15 protein-coding genes are annotated in these 19,783 nt (G+C 44.2%); 13 read left to right on the top strand and 2 right to left on the bottom strand.

Annotated elements, in window-relative coordinates; genetic code table 11:
- Positions 1-44: 44 nt before the first annotated feature.
- From GWR56_RS11030 to GWR56_RS11020, 3 genes are all read left to right on the top strand, one after another.
- Positions 45-1,160, top strand: a complete 1,116-nt coding sequence (locus tag GWR56_RS11030; protein WP_162431298.1) for a M42 family metallopeptidase — start codon at positions 45-47, stop codon at positions 1,158-1,160.
- A gap of 64 nt (positions 1,161-1,224) precedes the next feature.
- Positions 1,225-2,127, top strand: a complete 903-nt coding sequence (locus tag GWR56_RS11025; RefSeq protein ID WP_162431297.1) for a sugar phosphate nucleotidyltransferase — start codon at positions 1,225-1,227, stop codon at positions 2,125-2,127.
- 577 nt (positions 2,128-2,704) lie between these two features.
- Positions 2,705-3,079, top strand: coding sequence for a PleD family two-component system response regulator (locus GWR56_RS11020; RefSeq protein ID WP_162431296.1), 375 nt, complete (start codon positions 2,705-2,707; stop codon positions 3,077-3,079).
- Here GWR56_RS11020 and GWR56_RS11015 read toward each other — a convergent pair.
- Positions 3,076-4,194: a hypothetical protein gene (locus tag GWR56_RS11015; RefSeq protein WP_162431295.1), complete on the bottom strand. Its 1,119-nt coding sequence runs from the start codon at positions 4,192-4,194 to the stop codon at positions 3,076-3,078. The two genes, GWR56_RS11020 and GWR56_RS11015, sit on opposite strands and share 4 nt — an antisense overlap.
- A gap of 218 nt (positions 4,195-4,412) precedes the next feature.
- Here GWR56_RS11015 and GWR56_RS11010 point away from each other — a divergent pair, with 218 nt between their 5' ends.
- The 9 genes from GWR56_RS11010 to GWR56_RS10970 all read left to right on the top strand — a co-directional run bounded on the left by GWR56_RS11010 (position 4,413) and on the right by GWR56_RS10970 (position 17,610).
- Positions 4,413-7,532: a tetratricopeptide repeat protein gene (locus GWR56_RS11010; RefSeq protein WP_162431294.1), complete on the top strand. Its 3,120-nt coding sequence runs from the start codon at positions 4,413-4,415 to the stop codon at positions 7,530-7,532.
- Between the two features lie 13 nt (positions 7,533-7,545).
- The gene (locus GWR56_RS11005; protein ID WP_162431293.1) at positions 7,546-9,339 is read left to right on the top strand and encodes a hypothetical protein; all 1,794 of its coding nucleotides are present in this window, start codon (positions 7,546-7,548) and stop codon (positions 9,337-9,339) included.
- A 38-nt stretch (positions 9,340-9,377) separates the two neighbouring features.
- Positions 9,378-10,484, top strand: a complete 1,107-nt coding sequence (locus GWR56_RS11000; protein WP_162431292.1) for an SPOR domain-containing protein — start codon at positions 9,378-9,380, stop codon at positions 10,482-10,484.
- 51 nt (positions 10,485-10,535) lie between these two features.
- The gene (locus GWR56_RS10995; RefSeq protein WP_162431291.1) at positions 10,536-11,249 is read left to right on the top strand and encodes a MotA/TolQ/ExbB proton channel family protein; all 714 of its coding nucleotides are present in this window, start codon (positions 10,536-10,538) and stop codon (positions 11,247-11,249) included.
- Entirely contained in the window at positions 11,246-11,647 is a 402-nt protein-coding gene (locus GWR56_RS10990; protein ID WP_162431290.1) for a biopolymer transporter ExbD, read from the top strand. Before GWR56_RS10995 ends, GWR56_RS10990 begins: the two co-directional genes overlap by 4 nt.
- 85 nt (positions 11,648-11,732) lie before the next feature.
- The gene (locus tag GWR56_RS10985) at positions 11,733-12,542 is read left to right on the top strand and encodes an energy transducer TonB (RefSeq protein WP_162431289.1); all 810 of its coding nucleotides are present in this window, start codon (positions 11,733-11,735) and stop codon (positions 12,540-12,542) included.
- A 93-nt stretch (positions 12,543-12,635) separates the two neighbouring features.
- On the top strand, positions 12,636-13,913 hold the full coding sequence (locus GWR56_RS10980; RefSeq protein ID WP_162431288.1) for a folylpolyglutamate synthase/dihydrofolate synthase family protein: 1,278 nt from the start codon (positions 12,636-12,638) through the stop codon (positions 13,911-13,913).
- A gap of 117 nt (positions 13,914-14,030) precedes the next feature.
- Positions 14,031-15,020, top strand: coding sequence for an L-glyceraldehyde 3-phosphate reductase (mgrA, locus tag GWR56_RS10975; protein WP_162431287.1), 990 nt, complete (start codon positions 14,031-14,033; stop codon positions 15,018-15,020).
- Between the two features lie 133 nt (positions 15,021-15,153).
- A complete protein-coding gene (locus GWR56_RS10970) occupies positions 15,154-17,610 on the top strand; it encodes a DUF5686 and carboxypeptidase regulatory-like domain-containing protein (protein ID WP_162431286.1) in 2,457 nt (818 codons plus the stop codon).
- Between the two features lie 14 nt (positions 17,611-17,624).
- Here GWR56_RS10970 and GWR56_RS10965 read toward each other — a convergent pair whose 3' ends face one another.
- On the bottom strand, positions 17,625-18,152 hold the full coding sequence (locus GWR56_RS10965) for a GNAT family N-acetyltransferase (protein WP_162431285.1): 528 nt from the start codon (positions 18,150-18,152) through the stop codon (positions 17,625-17,627).
- Between the two features lie 100 nt (positions 18,153-18,252).
- Between GWR56_RS10965 and guaA the strand changes: the two genes are divergently transcribed.
- Entirely contained in the window at positions 18,253-19,782 is a 1,530-nt protein-coding gene (gene guaA / locus GWR56_RS10960) for a glutamine-hydrolyzing GMP synthase (RefSeq protein WP_162431284.1), read from the top strand.
- The last annotated feature ends 1 nt before the right edge of the window (position 19,783 follow it).

The following is a 19,783-nucleotide window of genomic DNA, read 5'->3' as shown; positions in this document are numbered from 1 at the left end:
GCGAAACTGTTACCCTCCCCAGGCAGCATTATTAGATACAACACATGGCAAAAAAGAAACCTGAGGCCGAACAAAAACCGGCTGTAGTAAACGAAACATCATTAGCATTTTTTGAAAAATATATCAATAATCCTTCGCCAACCGGGTTTGAATGGAAAGGCCAACAACTTTGGCTGGATTATTTAAAACCATATATCGACGATCATTTTGTAGACAATTACGGCACTGCTGTGGGCGTGATAAACCCGACGGCCGAATATAAGGTGGTTATTGAGGCGCACGCCGATGAAATATCGTGGTTTGTAAACTATATCACTAATGACGGTTTGATCTATGTAATCCGTAACGGGGGCAGCGACCACCAGATAGCGCCATCAAAACGGGTAGACATACACACCGATAACGGCATAGTGAAAGCTGTTTTTGGCTGGCCGGCCATACACACCCGCTTAGGCGGCGAAAAGGAAGAGGCGCCATCACTAAAGAACATCTTTTTAGATTGCGGTTGCACCAGTAAAGAAGAAGTTGAAGCGATGGGCATACATGTTGGCTGCGTAATAACTTACGAAGACGAGTTTATGGTGCTGAACAACCGCTACTATGTTGGCCGTGCTTTGGATAACCGCGCCGGTGGTTTCATGATAGCCGAGGTTGCCCGTTTGTTAAAAGAGAACAATGTAAAACTGCCGTTCGGCCTTTATATAGTAAACGCCGTACAGGAAGAAATTGGTTTGCGCGGCGCCGAGATGATAGCGCACCGTATAAAACCTAATGTGGCCATTGTTACTGATGTTACCCACGATACCGGCACCCCGATGATCAACAAGATAACCCAGGGCGACCTGGCTTGCGGCAAGGGCCCGGTTATATCATACGCCCCTGCAGTACAGAATAATTTGAACAAACTGCTGATAGAATCGGCACAGAAGGCGGGTATACCGTTTCAGCGTCAGGCCTCGAGCAGGTCAACCGGTACCGATACCGATGCTTTTGCATACTCAAACGATGGCGTTCCTTCAGCGCTGATATCGTTACCGCTGCGCTATATGCATACCACCGTTGAAATGATCCATAAGGACGATGTAGACAACGTGATCCGTTTGATATACGAATCGTTGCTGAACATTCAAAACGGGCAGGACTTCAGGTACATTAAATAATTTTGAAACATTTATACACATTTAACCTTGTGTATTACACAAACATCTATACCCTACTTTAAGCATGAAACCTACATTATTAATTTTGGCCGCAGGAATGGCCAGCCGCTACGGCAGTATGAAACAAGTTGACGGCTTTGGCCCCAACGGCGAAACCATTATCGATTATTCTATTTACGATGCTATAAAAGCGGGCTTCGGCAAGGTTAGCTTCATCATCCGCGAGGAATTTGCCGAAAACTTTAAAGCCATATTTGAGCCAAAATTAAAGGGCCGTATCGAAACGGATTATGTTTTTCAGAATTACGACCTGGAGCCATTCGGCATACCGGAAAAGATAGAGCGGGCAAAACCCTGGGGCACCGCGCATGCGGTATTGGCCGCACGCAACCAGGTAAACGAGCCTTTTTGCGTTATTAATGCTGACGATTATTACGGTTACGACGCCTTCGATAAAATGGCTAAGTTCCTGACTACCGAAGTTGCTGATGACAAATATGCCATTATCGGCTACCAGATAGATAAAACTTTATCAGACCACGGCACCGTATCGCGTGGTGTTTGCGCTGTTGACGAGAACGGTAACATGACCGAAGTAACCGAACGTACAGAGGTGTATTTCAAAGAAGACGGCACTGTAGCTTATAAAGATGCAACCGGCGAACACTCCTTAGCTAACGACACACGCGTATCCATGAATTTCTGGGGCTTTACGCCCGCGGTTTTTGAACAAAGCATGGAGCTTTTCAAAAAATTTGTTGAAACAAACAAAGCCAACCCAAAGGCAGAGTTCTTTATCCCTTTGGTTGCCGATGAGTTGATCAAGAGCGGTACTGCATCTTTTAAAGTTATACCAACGGCCACCAAATGGTTTGGGGTTACTTATAAGGAAGATAAGCCCATCGTTCAAAAATCAATATCAGAATTAGTACAAAACGGCACCTATCCCACCAACCTTTGGAGTTAATATCCTCATCAAAATAAAAAAGATCCCGTTAAAGCGGGACCTTTTTTATGGAAATTACTTTAATTTTTTCAAAAAAATTAAGGAATTTTCAAGAAACAAAATTACCGCTTAACATTTGGTTTACAATAATTTAACTTTGCAGCGTAGCGCTACGGGCCGTTGGCAATGGTGTTGAATATGCCGCCCACTGCAACTTTTTATATGCCGGTTTGGCTGTTTTTCGATATTTAATTGCATATTTGTACTCCCCCACTATTTTTAACAGCAAACCATACGATTATTTTTAACGTATCTACTATATCCCTATAGCAGCAGTAACAACTTGAATCATTCAGCCAAAATGCCCAGTACCCCCTGCCCTAAATGCGGCAATTTATTTCATCACCAGCTTCACAGAAATTGGTTCGTCAAAAATTTATTTTTCTTTTTACCTCTTAAGCGATATTTCTGCGCGAACTGTAAAAAATCAAGGTACATTTTAAAGAAGCCACATTAATTGCGCAAGAACGGCTTGTTTGGTATAAGTTTTGCTCCTGTAATTCGATATTATACAGATACTTACTTAAAATAAAACACAATGAGACGGATTTTAGCGGTGGATGATGATAAAGATATATTAGAGGTGTTGCAATTTATACTCGAAGATTCGGGTTATAAAGTAGACACATTAACAGATGGCCGGTTATTGATGGAAACAATACAAAATAAGCATCCCGACCTTATATTGCTTGATATTATGCTTGGCAATTTAGACGGCCGCGAGCTTTGCCAGGCGCTAAAAAAAGAAGCCGATACACACAATATACCTGTTATAATGATTTCGGCAAGCCATAATGTGGGCAGCAGCTTAAATCAGGAAAACGGCCCCAATGATTTTATAGAAAAGCCCTTCGATATCAACGTATTGCTTAATTCTATAAAAAGACATCTAACTACCACGGCAGCAGCTTAAAGCAATCCTGGTTTTATTCCAAGGTCAGCCAACTCTTTATCAATACGTTTATTCCATAACTGTTGCTGATAAGTATTTGCGCTATGCCCGGTTTCCGTATCGTATTGCTTTTGCAAATCTCCCATCTCTCTTAAGGCATCAATATAAGCCATATTTATAGTAGCCTCATAGTTATCCGGTGTCATATCCAAACCCTTGATTTTTTGTTTAAAATGTTCGGCAACCAGCCTGGCTATGTCAAAATGGTGTTGTTCGTGGGTTAAGTTATAGTCATTTAAAGCATCCGTATTTACCCAGCAGGCGCTTTTAGGTACGTATACCTTCATTGCCAAAGTAACATTTACTATACCGTTGACCAGTTTTGCATCCTGATCGTAACCAAGGCCTGCAAAAATCTCGGCGGCGTATTTGCTGCCTATTCGCTTTCTTCCCTTAAAATCAACCCATCGCAAGGGGCGGTCAACCTGGTAATAAATCGTATCCCCCTCTATAGGTTCGGTATATTCTGTAAAATTTACCTTCACTCCTTTAGCCAGTTTTATGTTCCCGGCAGCCTCCGTGTTGACCCAATTATTTAAGTACACAAGGCTATTGCCAAGCGCGCTGTTTATCAGGGGTTCTATTTGCTGTGCAGGGCCGGGCTTGCGCTGGTAGGTGGTTGTTGTATTATAATCAACAAGAAAAACCGGATCATCAGCTTTTTCCAGGTAAAAAGCAATTGAAAGTTTAATATCCCCTTTCACCATTCCTCCATTTACCGGCGCCTCGGTAACCTTCAGTGTTTTTAGCCTGGCAATTACCGCGCGATAATGCTTATTAGCAGGCAGCGCATTGCTTATAAAGTTTTTTAAAGCTGTAAAACCACCTTTTATATCTATACTATAAGGCCGAACAACATTGCCGCTAATATTATTTACTACCGGTTGCAAACTGCCGATGGTATTATTTTCCCTGCGTTCGTCAATAATATCGCTAATATAAAATTCAGTCGGGGTTAATTTAAGTGCCGGATTTTGCAGGGTAATATAAGTGATTGGCAGCGGGGCAGCCTTAAATGCTAACAGCCCCGTTATTAACAAAGGCAACCATAAAAAAGCAAGAATTTTCCTTAACATACTCTTGCAAAACGCTTTAAGTGATGCAATTATTTTTAACCGCGTAACGGGTTATATAATTATTACCGGGCTATTACATTGTTATATAAAGTTTTCCACAAGCATACCATTGCAATAAGTAACATCGTTTAAAAAAAGTGCTTATCCACACTTGTTAATTACTAATGTGGATTGCATTTTTGCGATTAGCTATTTTAGCATCATCATTATTGCGCTTTATGATCAAACTTAGATACATCACCTTTATTGCACCGGTATTTTTGGCCTTGCCTGCGCTGGCGCAGCAAAACCCATCCTTCCACACCAACCGCACTTACCAAAATGCGAATAACCTGATGGCCATGGGTAAGTATGCTGCCGCTGCCGAGCAGTTTCGCCTGGTTGAGCAAACAAAATTAAAAACCGGTCAGCAATCAAAATTTGAATCAGAATTATCCTTACTTAAGGAAAACGCGCAGTACTACGAAGCCCTTTGCGCCTTAGAGCTTGGCAACGACGATGCCGAAAGTATGTTAACCCGCTTTATAAAAGAGCACCCCGAAAACCCGCTTGCCAAACAGGCATACTTTCAGGTAGGCAAATCGTATTTTAAGCAGGGAAAGTATACCGAGGCGCTGGTTTGGTTTAACAAAGTCGACGCGGTTGACCTGAACGGCGCACAAAATACCGAGTATAAGTTCAGAAAAGGTTATGCCTACTTCATCACAAACGACTACAAGAACGCGCAACTTTTATTTGGTGAGGTAAAAAACAAGCGATCGCCGTTTACTGATGATGCCATTTATTACTTTGCTTATATAGCTTACTTAAATAAAGACTACCATTTGGCGCTGGTTAATTTCGAAAGGTTAAAAAATTCGAAAAAATACGAAAGCAGTTACCCTTATTACATTACCGCCGTTTATTTTTTAGATAAGCGATACGATGATGTACTTAACTATGCTATACCCATCATCAATAGCACAAAGCAACAAAACGAGACCGAAATGCTGCGTATTATTGCGGCATCGTATTTTGCAAAGGCTAACTATGATAAAGCCGTTGAGTACTACAGCCGCTTTGAAAACGCCGATAATGGCCGTACCCAAAACACCCAGGATAGCTACCAGATAGGTTATGCATATTATAAAGTGGGCAACTATGGTAAAGCCGCTACTGTTTTAGAAAAACTGGTGGCGCAAAATGATAATTACAGCCAAAGCGGCAGCTATACTTTAGGCGACGTGTTCCTGAAAATGAACAATAAGCAAAGCGCACGCAACGCTTTCCGTACCGCGTCAAAATTAAATTACGATGCCCAATTGCAAGAGGACGCCTTGTATGAATATGCCAAACTATCCTACGAGCTTGATTTTAATAACGAGGCACTGATAGCTACCCGCCAGTATTTGAAAAATTACCCCCGGTCAACCCGTACAGGAGACGTTAAAATACTATTGGGCGAAGCTTTGTTAAACTCTAAGAATTACAAAGAGGCTGTAGAAATATTAGAACCTATCCCCAACAAATCTGAAAGCGCACAGATAGCTTACCAAAAAGTGACTTATTTTCGCGGACTCGAGTTTTACAACGAGCGCGCCTTCGAAAACGCAATCGGCATTTTCCTACGGTCGTTACAAAACCCGGTTGATACAAAAATAAAGGCTTTAACCCTTTACTGGATGGCCGAATCGATGTATGAGGTACGCAAGTACACCGAGTCGGTAGAAAACTTCGAGGAGTTTTTAAGAATGCCGGAATCCAAAGAGACCGATGTAGCCAACTTTGCCAATTATGCCCTTGCTTACGCTGCTTTTTACGATGAGCAATACCGCAAGGCCGCCAACTACTTTGAGAAATTTTTGCGGGGCGATGTAAAAGACCAAAGCACCGAGAACGATGCTATAAGCCGTTTGGGTGATAGCTACTTTGCATTAAAGAGTTATGGTAACGCCTTAGAAAACTACGACCGCATTATTGCCCGCCACAGCCAGGGGCAGCAATACGCCTTATTTCAGCGCGGTATAATACAAGGATTGCAGGGTAACCCGGATGCTAAGATCAGCACGCTGAACAACCTGTTAAGCCAGTTCCCAAATTCGGATTACGCTGATGACGCTGCCTTTGAGATAGCCTATGCTTACTTTTTGAAAAACGACGGCGAGCGCGCCAAGGCCGACTTGAACGCTATGATACAAAAGTATCCGCGCAGCAGCTATATACCACGTGCTTATACCACCATCGGGTTAATAGACTATAATGCAGGGAACGACGATGCCGCAACCGAATCGTTCAAAAAGGTCGTATCGGATTACTCGTCTTCTGACGAAGCTAAACAGGCATTAAAACAGGTTGAAAAGATATATACTGATAAAGGTGATGCCTCGTCGTTCTTAAACTATGCCAACTCAACTGCAATAGGCAATTACACCACCGCCGAACAGGAAAGCATTTTATACACCGCGGCCAACAACCTTTATTTAAAAGGCGATTGGCAGGGTACTGTAAATGCGGTGAACGCTTATTTTGATAAATTCCCGACCAAGCAGATCTATGAAAAACAATCGCGGTTTATTCGTGCGCAAAGCCTGGCCAACCTGGGTAAAACCGACGAGGCTGTGGTTGATTATAACGTTATACTTAACGACTGGACAAGCGCTTACAGCGAAAAATCGCTTATCAGCATGGCCAAGTTGTACATGAACCAGAAGAAGTATAACGATGCAATTGTATTTTTGAAAAGGCTGGAAACAAACTCAGAGTACCAGGCAGATTACACCTTCGCGGTTAACAACCTATTGATATGCTACTCGCAGATAAACATGCCCGACGATGTTTTAAAATACGTAAAGCTGATACGTGATAATGAGAAATCATCGCAGGAAGAAAAATTCAAAACCGGGCTATACGCCGGTAAAGCTTACCTTCAAAGGGGCGATACCACTGCTGCCGTAAAAGAGTTGAACTACACCGTTAGCAATACCAAAACCGTGGCCGCAGCCGAAGCCAAATACAATATCGCAAACATTGAATACCTGCAGGGCAAATACAAGGCATCGCAAAAAACCTGTTTTGATCTGGTTAAGGACTTGCCTAATTATGATTACTGGGTAGCTAAAGCCTATATTTTACTGGCTGATAATTATGTAGGGCTGAAAGACATCTTCCAGGCTAAGGCAACCTTACAAAGTATTATTGATAACTACAAAGGCGATGATGATATTTTGAATACAGCCCGACAGAAAATGAATGTGCTGGAGCCGCAGAAGGCCGAACAGGCCAACCCTGCTAACGACAAACCTGCGGCTGCAGAACCAGCTGCAACCGAACAAACCAAACAGGAAAACAAAGAACAATAGAAAAAGACAAGCAATGACCAAGAGATACACCGTAACACTGCTTACCTTATTAATGGTATTATACTTTGTTCCTGCCGGCGCACAAACAAAGAAACCCACAACAAAAAAACAACCGGCGAAAAGTTCTTCTGCCAAAAAAGCGTACGCCAAAACTTTAGGTGATGCAGCTGCAAAAGTGCCCGCTGCCGATACCACTAAAAATGGCAACACACCTAATAGTGGCAGCAGCCTGGCCCAAGAAATTGTAGTGACTACATCGTACAAACCGGTATTGGCCGAAGCGGTGAAAATTCGGCGCAACCCGGATCTGGAGGATAAATCGCCGTACAAAGCGCCGTTAAGCTACTCTCCTATCGATAAAAAGCTTTCACAGGATAACAATATTCGCCAACTTGACGCGATGAAACGCCCGGCCGAGCAGGATTCGGCTTTGCTGAATAACTTTGCAAAGATCGGTTTCGGCAGCATGAAAACCACTTTTGCAGAAGGGTACTTTGGCAATGGCAGAGACCAGGCCCTGCAGGTTGGCGGATTTTTTAAACACTTTGCACAAGGCGGCAGCGCTATAAGCAAGCAGAACGATAGCAGGCAGGAAGTTGGTGTATTTGGTAAAAGCATAAATGCAGAAAACACGCTTACCGGCCGTTTAACCTATAACCGCCATCAAACGTACTTTTACGGGATAGATCAGGATAACCCGCCGGTTAACTTCGACCCTGCAAAGCAAACCTTTAACACCATAGGCGCCGAGGGCGAGATAGCAAAGAACTTTAAGGACGAAGAAAACGCCTTTACCTATGCGGCAAAGTTTAAGGGGTATATATTCAGCAATGCCTTTAGCGCTAAAGAAAACAGCGTTGTAGTGAGTGGTTTTTTAAACAAAACGGTTAAGCAGTTTTATGCCGGCTTAAGTGCCTCTTTAGATCTGGCTACACAAAAGGATGTGGCTTACTCAAACAACAACAGCATTATAAGGGCTAACCCCTATATCAAATTCCAGGGCGAAAACTATAAAATTGACGCGGGTGTAAATATAGCCAAGGAGTTTGGCGTATCATCGCGCTTTTACATATTCCCGGCAGCTAAGCTTGAGTTTCAGGTGGTGCCGAAATATGTTCGCCTTTTTGCCGAAGCCAAAGGGGATATTAACCGTGCGTCGCTCAAAGAATTTACCGATATAAACCCTTTTCTTGGCGAAAACATAGCCCTGGTAAATTCTGTAGATAAGCTTGATGTTACCGTTGGCTTAAAAGGCACATTGGCACCCGGCCTTGGCTTTAAAGCGGCTATATACCGCAACAGCATAAAAAACCTGCCGCTATTTGTAAACAACTTTGCGGCTACGTTTAACAAATACCAGGTAATATATGATAATGGCGATGCCCGGGTGAGCGGCTTTAATGGCGAACTTGATTTTAAAGCTACCGAAGATGTAAATATATACGGCCGTGTTGAGATCAAAGATTACAAAATGGCTACCGAGGCGCAGCCCTGGAACCTGCCTAAATTTATACTTACGGCCGGTACAAGCATCCACATAAACGATAAGGTTGATATTAACGGGTCGTTATTGTTCCGCGGCAGCACGCAGGACCCGCTATTGGTAACCGGCAGTACGCCTTCGGCCCCTGTTTACACCCAGGTTGCATCATTTGCCGACCTGAGCGGCGGCGCAACCTATAAGGTTAATAAACAGCTTTCGGTATTTATACAGGCAAACAATATCCTTAACGCCAGCAGCAAAACGTGGCTGTATTATCCAAATTACGGGTTTAATATATTTGGCGGCGTAGGCTACGCGTTTTAAGCTTTTTGATGTTTTATAATTATCCGTACTTTTAGCGAATGGATGTAGGCTATTTTATAAGCGAACTGCTGGCGCAACATGGCGACGTAAGTGTACCAGGGTTAGGTTATTTTGCGCATACACGCATAAACGGTTATTATAACGACGACGAGGGCAAGTTTTACCCGCCCGCCCACAACGTACAATTTGATCCGCAATCGATAGACGATGATACGTTGCCTCAATATATTGCAGATAAAAAGAACATTTCGCTGGCATCATCAAAATATTTCACCGAAAAATTTGTTAATAGCGTAAAGCTCCAGGCACAGATGGGTGAAGCGCCGCTGGCAGACCTGGGCTGGTTTTATACCAGCGACTCCAGGTTGCTATTCAGGCCGAACACTGATATGAGCACCGATCCTGATTTTTTTGCGTATCAGCCGGTAACCATTCATAAATTAGGAAGCGACCGTGCAGAACGGGCTACACCCGAACCATATGCCGCCGATACACCGGTGGAAGAAGAATACGCTGCTCCGGCAGCGCCGCAGCAGCAACAGAGTGAGCTGACATTTGAAACCGATGAGGAACACGAAGCTTACCTGGTAGCGTTATCCGGCAAAAAGCGCAGAAGGTCGAGAATAACTTTTGTGATACTGGCGCTGTTATTTGCCGCGTTGGTTGTGTTCCTGGTGAATAGATATGGCGGTGTATCTATATTTGATCAGGGTGAGTTTAAATCACAAACCCCGGTAAAAAAAGAAACCGTTGTAAATGCCAAGATTGAGCCTGTTGGCGATACGACCGCTAAGGATACCGGCAAAACAGCGCCAATAACAGATACGACCGCTGCGGCGAAAACAGCCACGGTAAAAGATACCTTAGCAAAAACGGATACCGCGGTAAACAATATTATCACCGGTCCGCGTTATGAAATATTAGCGGGCGCGTTTAAAACGCTGGCAAAAGCAAACGAGGAAATAAATAAAATTGAAGCAAAAGGATTTCAGGCGCATATTGCGAATGGCGTTCCCGGCAAAAAGTATAACATTTCGCTGGGCACATTTAAACTTAAAGCTGATGCTACCAGTGCTTATGATAAGATACTCAACACCGGTAAGTTCACACAAGACCAGATCTATATTACACGAATAAAAAAATAAAGAATATTCCTACCAGGATACATTGTTACACTAACGAATTAAACAAAAACTATGATGCTATTATTGCAGGTTGCCGCAGATACCACCCAAAAGCTAATTGATACCGCGCACCAGGCCACGCAACAGCTGGCCGCAATACCCGATGAAGAACTGCGCTTTGGCGATTTGCTGATAAAAGGTGGCTGGATTATGTTACCCATCGGCCTGTTACTTATACTTGCACTCGTTATATTTTTTGAACGCTATTTTACCATCCGCAAGGCATCAAAGGATGAATCGCATTTAATGACCCAGGTGCGCTCAAGCATCCATTCGGGCGATCTGCAATCGGCCATAGCCATTTGCCGTAACAGCAACTCGCCTCTGGGCCGTATGTTGCAGAAAGGCTTGCTGCGTATTGGCCGCCCTATAAAAGATATCGAGGGCGCTATCGAGAACGTAGGTAAACTGGAAGTATCCAAATTGGAAAAAAACATAGGTATCATCGGTATAGTTGCCGGTATAGCCCCCATGTTTGGTTTCCTGGGTACCATTGCAGGGGTTATCAAGATATTTTATGATATATCCAAAACCGATAACATCAGTATGGGTGTTATATCCGGTGGTTTATATGTAAAAATGGTAACATCGGCGGCAGGTTTATTTGTAGGTCTGCTTGCTTATGTATGCTACCATATTTTAAATATGATGGTTGACAAGGTGATACTGAAACTGGAGACCGACGCTATTGAATTTATAGACCTGTTAGAAGAACCAAGCAAATGAACTTAAGAAAAAGACATAAAGGCGCATCAGCAGAAGTGCATACTTCGGCCATGAACGATATCATGTTCTTCCTGCTTTTGTTTTTCCTGATCGCGTCTACGGTAACCAACCCCAACGTAATAAAGCTGATGCTGCCTAAATCATCAAGCGGGCAATCGGTATCAAAAAAAACCATCAATGTATCTATTGATAAGGATCTGAATTATACCATTGATAAAAAGCAGGTACCGGTAGACCAGTTGCAATCTACGCTGCAAAGTTATAAATCGCTGGCAACCGAGCTTACCATTGTTCTTTATGTAGACCGTACCGTTGCCATACAGGATGTGGTACAGGTAATGGATATAGCACAAAAACTGAATATAAAACTGGTACTGGCAACAGAACCTAAACCATAGATAGGAAGTTGGCAGTTATGCGTTTGCAGTTTACTTAAATTACAGAACTGCCAATTGCCAACCGCCAACTGCAAACTGAATAAAAATGGACTACAGGGAAGAAAATAATTATCCAAAAGCATTTGCCGCCACAGGCATTATACTTGGCGTGGTAATAGCCCTGTGCTATTTTATCGTTTTCCAAATGCCGGTAAAACAGGAGGACGGCACAGGCGGTATCCTGGTTAATTATGGCACTGTTGACGAAGGATCAGGCAGTGATTACATGAGTGTTGAAGAACCCTCAGCAGCCGAAAAGGCCAACAACACCAAACCCGACAAGGTAACCCCCGCCCCACCCACCGAAGAAAAACCACAGGTAGATAACAGCGATAAAAACGTAGTTACTCAAGACAACGAAGACGCACCCGAAGTAACAGCAAACAGTAAAAAGCCAAGTACAAATGTTGCCACACAGCCTACCACCAAAACCGAGCCCAAGCCAACTGTGAACCAAAACGCCCTTTATAAAGGTAAAACCAATAACGGCACCGGCGAAGGCGACGGTACCGGCAGCACACCGGGCAACCAGGGCAAAACAACAGGAACAACCTTAACCGATAATTATAACGGAACAGGTTCCGGAAATGGCGGTAATTCATTAACCGCGCGTAACTTTTCGCGCCCTCCCGCCAAACCTGATATCGGCAATGCTGAAGGTAAAGTAGTAATTGAGTTTAGAATTGACAAAAGTGGCAATGTTATTTATGCCAATGTAGGCCGTGGTTCTACGCTACTTGATGGCGACGTGGTAAATAAGTGTATACAAGCCGTTCTGAGTGCGAAGGTGAGCGCCTCGGCCAATGCCAGCGACGTACAAACCTACACACAAACTTTTGTGTTTAAACGACATTAAAATTAAGTCCATAGATAATGGACGATAGACCATAGTAAAAATGTTTTAATTTTGCATTACCAGCCAATAGCTATTGACTATGGACTATGGACCATGGACTACAAAGCCACCATCAATTATCTTTACACGCAATTACCCTTATTTACACGCGTAGGGGCATCCGCATATAAGGCCGACCTTACCAACACCATTGCTTTATTGAATTTTGTAAATAACCCGCAGCACAAGTTTAAAAGCGTACATGTGGGGGGTACCAACGGCAAAGGGTCAACATCGCATATGCTGGCGGCTATATTGCAGGTCGCTGGTTATAAAGCAGGGTTATACACTTCGCCGCATCTTAAAGATTTCCGCGAACGCATCCGGATAAATGGCGCGATGATCAGTGAGCAAGCCGTTATTGATTTCGTGGCGTTGCATAAACATGATTTCGAGCAGATACAGCCCTCATTTTTTGAAATGACCGTTGCCCTGGCATTTGATTTTTTCGCGAAGGAGCAGGTAGATATCGCCATTGTAGAGGTTGGTTTGGGGGGGCGGCTGGATTCTACCAATGTCATCAACCCGCTGTTGTCCGTTATCACGAATATCGGCTGGGACCACATGAATCTATTGGGCGATACATTGCCAAAAATAGCAGCGGAAAAAGCGGGTATCATCAAACCCTCTATCCCCGTAATTGTCGGGGAATATCAGCCCGAAGTGGCCGAAGTATTCATCAATAAAGCAAAAGAAGTAAACGCGGAATTGGTATTTGCCTCAGCTGTAAAAGATGCAGTCGGAAGCCGTGAGTCCGAAGTCCGAAATCTGGATTACATGGAGATCGATGCACCCTTTCACATCCAGCTCGACCTGCCCGGAAGCTATCAGTTAAAAAATGTACGCACGGTTTTAACCGCTGTGGATGAATTGCGCAAACAAGGCTTTATTATCACTGATGAACATATCGTCACCGCATTAAAACAAGTAAAAACATTAACAGGCCTGCACGGCCGCTGGGAGGTTTTATCACGCAGCCCGCTTACTATTTGCGATACCGGCCATAATCCGGAAGGTATAACTGAAGTGTTAAAAAATATCGCCGCTGTTAATTACGAACACCTTCATTTTGTTATAGGCATGGTAAACGATAAAGACAGCAGCAAAGTGTTAGCCATGCTACCAACAGAAGCTACCTATTATTTTTGCCGCCCGGATATACCACGCGGACTGGAAGCTGAAAGCCTGAGGCTTAAAGCAGAAAGCTTTAATTTGCATGGAAATACTTACCCCTCTGTAAAAGCAGCCCTGCAAGCCGCACAAGCGAATGCTACCGATAAAGACCTGGTTTTTGTAGGCGGCAGTACATTTGTAGTGGCAGAGGTAGTTTGATATTATGATATGACACTGCTGGAAACGTAGCGATGAGATATTATTTTTTTCGGTAAATCGTAAAAATCAGTTTAATCCCGGTTGAGAAACCCTATTTTAGCCTCAAACAAAACCATTATGACCTACCTACCCTCTAAAGAACGATATAACAAAATGCAATACCGCCGTTGCGGTAAAAGCGGTATAAAGCTGCCAGCCGTTTCATTAGGCCTTTGGCATAATTTCGGCCATGTAGATGTGATGGAAAACTTCCGTAGCATACTGCACCTGGCTTTTGATAGCGGCATCACCCACTTTGATCTCGCCAACAACTACGGCCCCCCTCCCGGCAGCGCCGAAACCAATTTTGGGAAGATATTAAAGGAAGATTTTAGCGGTTACCGCGATGAGATGATCATATCTACCAAGGCCGGCTATACCATGTGGGACGGCCCTTACGGCGACTGGGGCTCAAAAAAATACCTGGTATCCAGCCTGGATCAAAGCCTTAAACGCATGGGGTTGGATTATGTAGATATATTTTACCACCACCGCCCGGACCCTGAAACACCATTAGAGGAAACCATGAGTGCTTTAGACCTTATTGTTCGCCAGGGTAAGGCCTTGTATGCGGGTATTTCAAACTATAACGCCGAGGAAGCGGAAGCGGCAATTACTATACTTAAACGTTTGGGTACACCTTGCTTAATTCATCAGCCCAAATATTCCATGTTCGTGCGCGACCCCGAAGCAGGGCTGCTGGATATATTGGAAAAGGACGGCGTAGGCTGTATCCCGTTCTCGCCCCTGGCGCAGGGTTTATTAACCAATAAATACCTGCATGGCATCCCTGAAGATTCTCGCGCGGCAAAATCAACCGGTTTTTTACAGGAAAGCCAGGTTACCGACGAAGTAATAGCCAAAATAAAACAACTGAATACCTTAGCCGAACAACGCGGCCAAACGCTTGCGCAAATGGCATTAGCCTGGCTGCTGAAAGACGACAGGGTAACTTCTGTATTGATAGGCGCCAGCAAACCGGCACAACTGGCCGATTCTTTAAAAGCATTAGATAACATTGATTTTTCATCGGAGGAACTGGAAAAGATAGAGCAGATATTGAAATAAGCTAAAAGATGTGCCGTTAGGTACATGACATAAAAAAGGCGTGTTTAGAAATAAATACGCCTTTTTGTTTAACAAAATTTAACAACGCATATCTAAACTATTTACACAACTTAGCGTAAGCTTATTCACCCCTATGAGATCACCCCTTCTGCTCATCATATTTCTATTTTTTACATCTGCCATTTTCGCCCAGGATATTACCATCCGGGGCAAAATAACCGACGACGCCGGCAATGCCATCCCTTTTGCCACGGTGTATGTTCGCAATACTACCAAAGGCACATCGGCTAATAGCGATGGCAGCTACACCTTAAATTTAACACCCGGCCGATACGATGTGCAATACCGTGCGATGGGCTACCGGCAAGAGAGCCGACTGTTGGATCTGAAAACGACCCAAACCCTCAACATTACTTTAAAGGCCGAAGACTACCAGATAAAGGAAGTAACCATCCGCGCAGGTGCCGAGGACCCTGCATACGCCATTATACGTAAGGCTATAAAAAAACGAAAAACCTATTTGAATGAGGTACATGCTTATACCACCGAGGTTTATATAAAAGGAATGCAAAAGCTGCTGGCCGCACCAAAAAAATTCCTGGGGTTTGATGTTCAGAAAATGGCCCGCGAGAACGGCCTCGATTCTAACCGCACAGGTATAGTTTACTTGTCAGAGTCGCAATCCAGGTACACTTTTATGCGGCCCGACAAGGTACACGAAGAGATCATTTCTTCCAAATTCTCAGGCAGCAACCGGGCGTTCACTTTTAACCGCGCCTCGGATATGCAGGTAAACTTTTATGAAAACCTGCAAAACTGGGAAGGCCTTAGCAACCGCCCGCTGATATCGCCGATAGCGGATAACGCTTTATCTTACTACCGCTATAAATATGCGGGCACTACCATCGAAAACGGCGAGACCATCAACAAGATCCAGGTAATACCACGCAACGAATACGCCCCCTGCTTTAGCGGTTACATTTATATTTTAGAAGATAGCTGGCGCATTCAGGGCCTCGATCTGTTCATCACCAAAAAGGCCAACATCAATTTTGTAGATACGCTTAAGGTTAGCGAACAATTCTTCCCCGTTGGCGGCAATGCGTGGATGCCGGCCTCGCTAAAATTTGAATTTACCGGCGGCCTGTTCGGATTTAAACTTGGCGGATATTTTATTTCTGTTTATAAAGATTATGACATAAACCCGAAGCTTGATAAAACACAATTTACCGAAACATTACGGATCACAAAAGGCGTAAACAAAAAAGATTCGGTTTACTGGGAGCAGCAAAGACCTATCCCACTCACCGGCGAAGAGAAAACGGATTATCAAAAGAAAGCTGTACTGGCCGCCAAACGAGAATCGAAACCTTACCTGGACTCGCTTGATAAGGAAAACAACAAGGTTAGCATAGGCAAATTGCTGCTGGGCGGCTACCGCCACCGTAACAGGTACCAGCATGAAACTTACAACCTGAATTCCCTGATAAGTTCGGTATCCTACAATACTGTTGAAGGGCTGGCGCTTGGGTATGGCGGCTCGTTCACTAAACAGATAGACAGTGTAAACAACAGTTACCTTCGTATTTACGGTAAAGTGCGTTACGGTTTCTCTAACAAACTGTTTAATGCCAGCGGTGGTATAACCATGCCTGTCGGCTCGTTCAGGCTCAGCCTGGCCGGCGGAAGCGATGTGATAGACATGAACAACCATGAGCCTATAACGCAGTTAATGAACACCGCTTACACGTTGCTGAACCGGCAGAATTTTGAAAAGCTGTACCAAAAACAATATGCAGCGGCAACCCTGTCTAAACGTATTTACGGCGGCTGGCAGGCCAATGCCGGTGCCGAGTGGGCAAACCGCCGGTATCTTTCAAACACAACCAATTATAGTTTCTTCCATCCAAAAGGGCATGAGTTCACCTCAAACAACCCGCTTGTGCCGTATGGGGATGTACCTTTATTCGCCGAAAATCAGTCGTTTAAAATAAACGTGCGTACCACCTACGATTTTAGCAACCGGTACGAAACCTATCCTACCGGCAAACGCTATCTGCCATCAAAATATCCAACTATTGGCCTAAGCTTTACCAAAGCGGTTAAAAACGTATTTGGTTCTGATGCGGATTACAACCTGTTATCGTTAGATATTTCTAAAACAGATATCCCGATGGGCTTTTATGGCAAAACATCGTTCTATGTAGGCGCGGGTAAGTTTTTCAATGCCAAAAACATTTACTATACCGATTACAAGCATTTCAGCGGTAACCAGGTATTGTTTTACCAGGGCGGTATCAGCAGTTTTCTGCTGCTGGATTATTACCGGTTCAGTACCGGGGATAAGTACCTGGAAGGGCATTTAGAACACAATTTCAGCGGATTGATAATCAACCAGATCCCGCTTATCCGCAAGCTAAAACTGCAGGAGATCATCAATGTAAATTACCTGTCTACCCTTACCCTGAAAAATTACACCGAACTCGGCTTAGGCTTTCAAACCAATATCGGTTTAAGGGTGATGTATGGCACATCGTTTAATAACCCCGGCGGTGCTAATCAGGCAATAAGGGTTGGGGCAAGTTTTTAGGGGTACATGCTAAATTAAGTTTTCTTCATCTTCACTACGCCTAATAATTCTTTATCCGGCAGGATAACATCAATTCGTTCAGTTGCGGTGTATCCCATAGCTTCATAAAGAGGCACTCCGGGCAATGTAGCGCCAAGTTCAAAACTATTGAACCCGTAAGCTTTAGCCGCATCCTCGCACACATTAATAATTTTACGGCCTATACCCTGCCGCGCATAATTGGGGTGTACAAAAAATGCCCTTATCCTGGCGGCATCTTTCAAAGGGTTCAGCAGTGGATCTTCTGTATCTTTATGCTGGTCACCTCCATATAAAGTGTTGCGTTTGCTCCAGCCGCCGCACCCTACTTTTGTATTGCCCTTTTCAGCCACGTAATACGTACCATCCATTATCAATTGGCTGTCGATACCAAAAACATATTTGATAGCGCTTTCTATTTGCGGTTGTGAATAATAACTTGCACTTAAGCCCCGTACCGAAAGGCCAATTAATTGCTGCAATTCTTCAATATCATTAAATGTAGCTAAGCGTATCGTTATCATAACGGAATGTTTACTGGCGAATATAATTTTTTAGGCCAAGTATTAATTTCAAATCTGAATTTCCTTCCTCACTTTTCCGCTCAAAATCCTATCTTTGCCCATGCAAGAAAAAATCCTCATTCTTGACTTTGGTTCGCAATTTACCCAGCTTATCGCGCGCCGTGTCAGGGAGCTCAATATCTACTGTGAGATCCATCCCTTTAACAAAGTTCCTGAAGTTGACCAAAGCGTAAAAGGTATCATCCTTTCGGGTAGTCCGTATTCGGTGCGCCAGGAAGATGCACCGCATTTTGAGTTTATCAGGCACCACAAAACGCTCCCTATTTTGGGGGTTTGCTACGGGGCGCAGTATATCGCACATTTCCATGGCGGCGAAGTGCTGGCATCAAGTACACGCGAGTATGGCCGCGCCAACCTGGATTTTGTAAAGCAGGATAATCCCTTGTTTAAAGATGTTCCGACAGGTTCGCAGGTCTGGATGTCGCATGCAGATACCATTGCCCGCATAGCCGGTGATTTTGAGATCATTGCAAGTACCGATAGCGTAAAAGTAGCCGCCTACCAAATAACCGGCACACAAACCTACGGCATACAGTTCCACCCCGAGGTTACGCATAGCATAGATGGCAAGCAATTGCTGCAAAACTTTTTAGTTGATATTTGCCATTGCAGCCAGGACTGGACACCCGACTCTTTCATTGAAACTACCATTGCCGAATTGAAGGCTAAACTGGGCGATGATAAGGTGGTTTTAGGCTTATCTGGGGGCGTGGATTCATCTGTGGCGGCGGTATTGCTGCACCAGGCTATTGGCGCTAACCTGCATTGTATATTTGTTGATAACGGCCTGTTGCGTAAGGACGAGTACCAGTCGGTGCTTGATTCATACCAGCACATGGGCTTGAATATAAAGGGGATAGACGCCAAACAGCGCTTTTACGATGCGCTTGCAGGCGTAAGCGACCCGGAAAAGAAACGCAAGGCCATTGGCCGGGTTTTCATTGAAGTGTTTGATGATGCAGCACACGAGGTTCAAGGTGTAAGCTGGCTTGGCCAGGGCACTATTTATCCCGATGTTATCGAATCTGTTTCGGTGAAGGGTCCGTCGGCTACCATCAAATCTCACCATAACGTTGGCGGTTTGCCCGATTTTATGAAGCTGAAGGTAGTTGAACCGCTTAACACTTTATTTAAAGATGAAGTGCGCCGTGTAGGTAAGGCCCTGGGCATAGATCCTAATATTTTAGGCCGCCACCCTTTCCCCGGCCCGGGCCTGGCTATCAGGATATTAGGCGACATTACGCCTGAAAAAGTTGACATATTACAACAGGCTGATGCGATTTATATCAACAATTTGCGCTCTGCCGGTGTTTATGATAAAGTTTGGCAGGCAGGCGCTATTTACTTACCCGTACAATCGGTAGGTGTTATGGGCGATGAGCGCACTTACGAGAACGTGATTTGCCTGCGCGCGGTAGAATCATTAGACGGGATGACGGCAGATTGGTGCCACCTGCCTTATGACCTGCTTGCAAAGATCTCAAATGAGATCATCAACAACGTAAAAGGAATTAACCGGGTAGTATATGACATCAGTTCGAAACCACCGGCTACAATTGAGTGGGAATAAG

The sequence above is a fragment of the Mucilaginibacter sp. 14171R-50 genome (genome assembly GCF_010093045.1).
Lineage (GTDB): Bacteria > Bacteroidota > Bacteroidia > Sphingobacteriales > Sphingobacteriaceae > Mucilaginibacter.
The sequence above is the reverse complement of the archived record's forward strand: the minus strand, read 5'-3'. Positions and strand labels throughout refer to the sequence as shown.

Coding starts and splice junctions, on each gene's coding strand:
- GWR56_RS11030 (WP_162431298.1), top strand. CDS start 45: ATGGCAAAAAAGAAACCTGAGGCCGAACAAAAACCGGCTGTAGTAAAC.
- GWR56_RS11025 (WP_162431297.1), top strand. CDS start 1,225: ATGAAACCTACATTATTAATTTTGGCCGCAGGAATGGCCAGCCGCTAC.
- GWR56_RS11020 (WP_162431296.1), top strand. CDS start 2,705: ATGAGACGGATTTTAGCGGTGGATGATGATAAAGATATATTAGAGGTG.
- GWR56_RS11015 (WP_162431295.1), bottom strand. CDS start 4,194: ATGTTAAGGAAAATTCTTGCTTTTTTATGGTTGCCTTTGTTAATAACG.
- GWR56_RS11010 (WP_162431294.1), top strand. CDS start 4,413: ATGATCAAACTTAGATACATCACCTTTATTGCACCGGTATTTTTGGCC.
- GWR56_RS11005 (WP_162431293.1), top strand. CDS start 7,546: ATGACCAAGAGATACACCGTAACACTGCTTACCTTATTAATGGTATTA.
- GWR56_RS11000 (WP_162431292.1), top strand. CDS start 9,378: ATGGATGTAGGCTATTTTATAAGCGAACTGCTGGCGCAACATGGCGAC.
- GWR56_RS10995 (WP_162431291.1), top strand. CDS start 10,536: ATGATGCTATTATTGCAGGTTGCCGCAGATACCACCCAAAAGCTAATT.
- GWR56_RS10990 (WP_162431290.1), top strand. CDS start 11,246: ATGAACTTAAGAAAAAGACATAAAGGCGCATCAGCAGAAGTGCATACT.
- GWR56_RS10985 (WP_162431289.1), top strand. CDS start 11,733: ATGGACTACAGGGAAGAAAATAATTATCCAAAAGCATTTGCCGCCACA.
- GWR56_RS10980 (WP_162431288.1), top strand. CDS start 12,636: ATGGACTACAAAGCCACCATCAATTATCTTTACACGCAATTACCCTTA.
- mgrA (WP_162431287.1), top strand. CDS start 14,031: ATGACCTACCTACCCTCTAAAGAACGATATAACAAAATGCAATACCGC.
- GWR56_RS10970 (WP_162431286.1), top strand. CDS start 15,154: ATGAGATCACCCCTTCTGCTCATCATATTTCTATTTTTTACATCTGCC.
- GWR56_RS10965 (WP_162431285.1), bottom strand. CDS start 18,152: ATGATAACGATACGCTTAGCTACATTTAATGATATTGAAGAATTGCAG.
- guaA (WP_162431284.1), top strand. CDS start 18,253: ATGCAAGAAAAAATCCTCATTCTTGACTTTGGTTCGCAATTTACCCAG.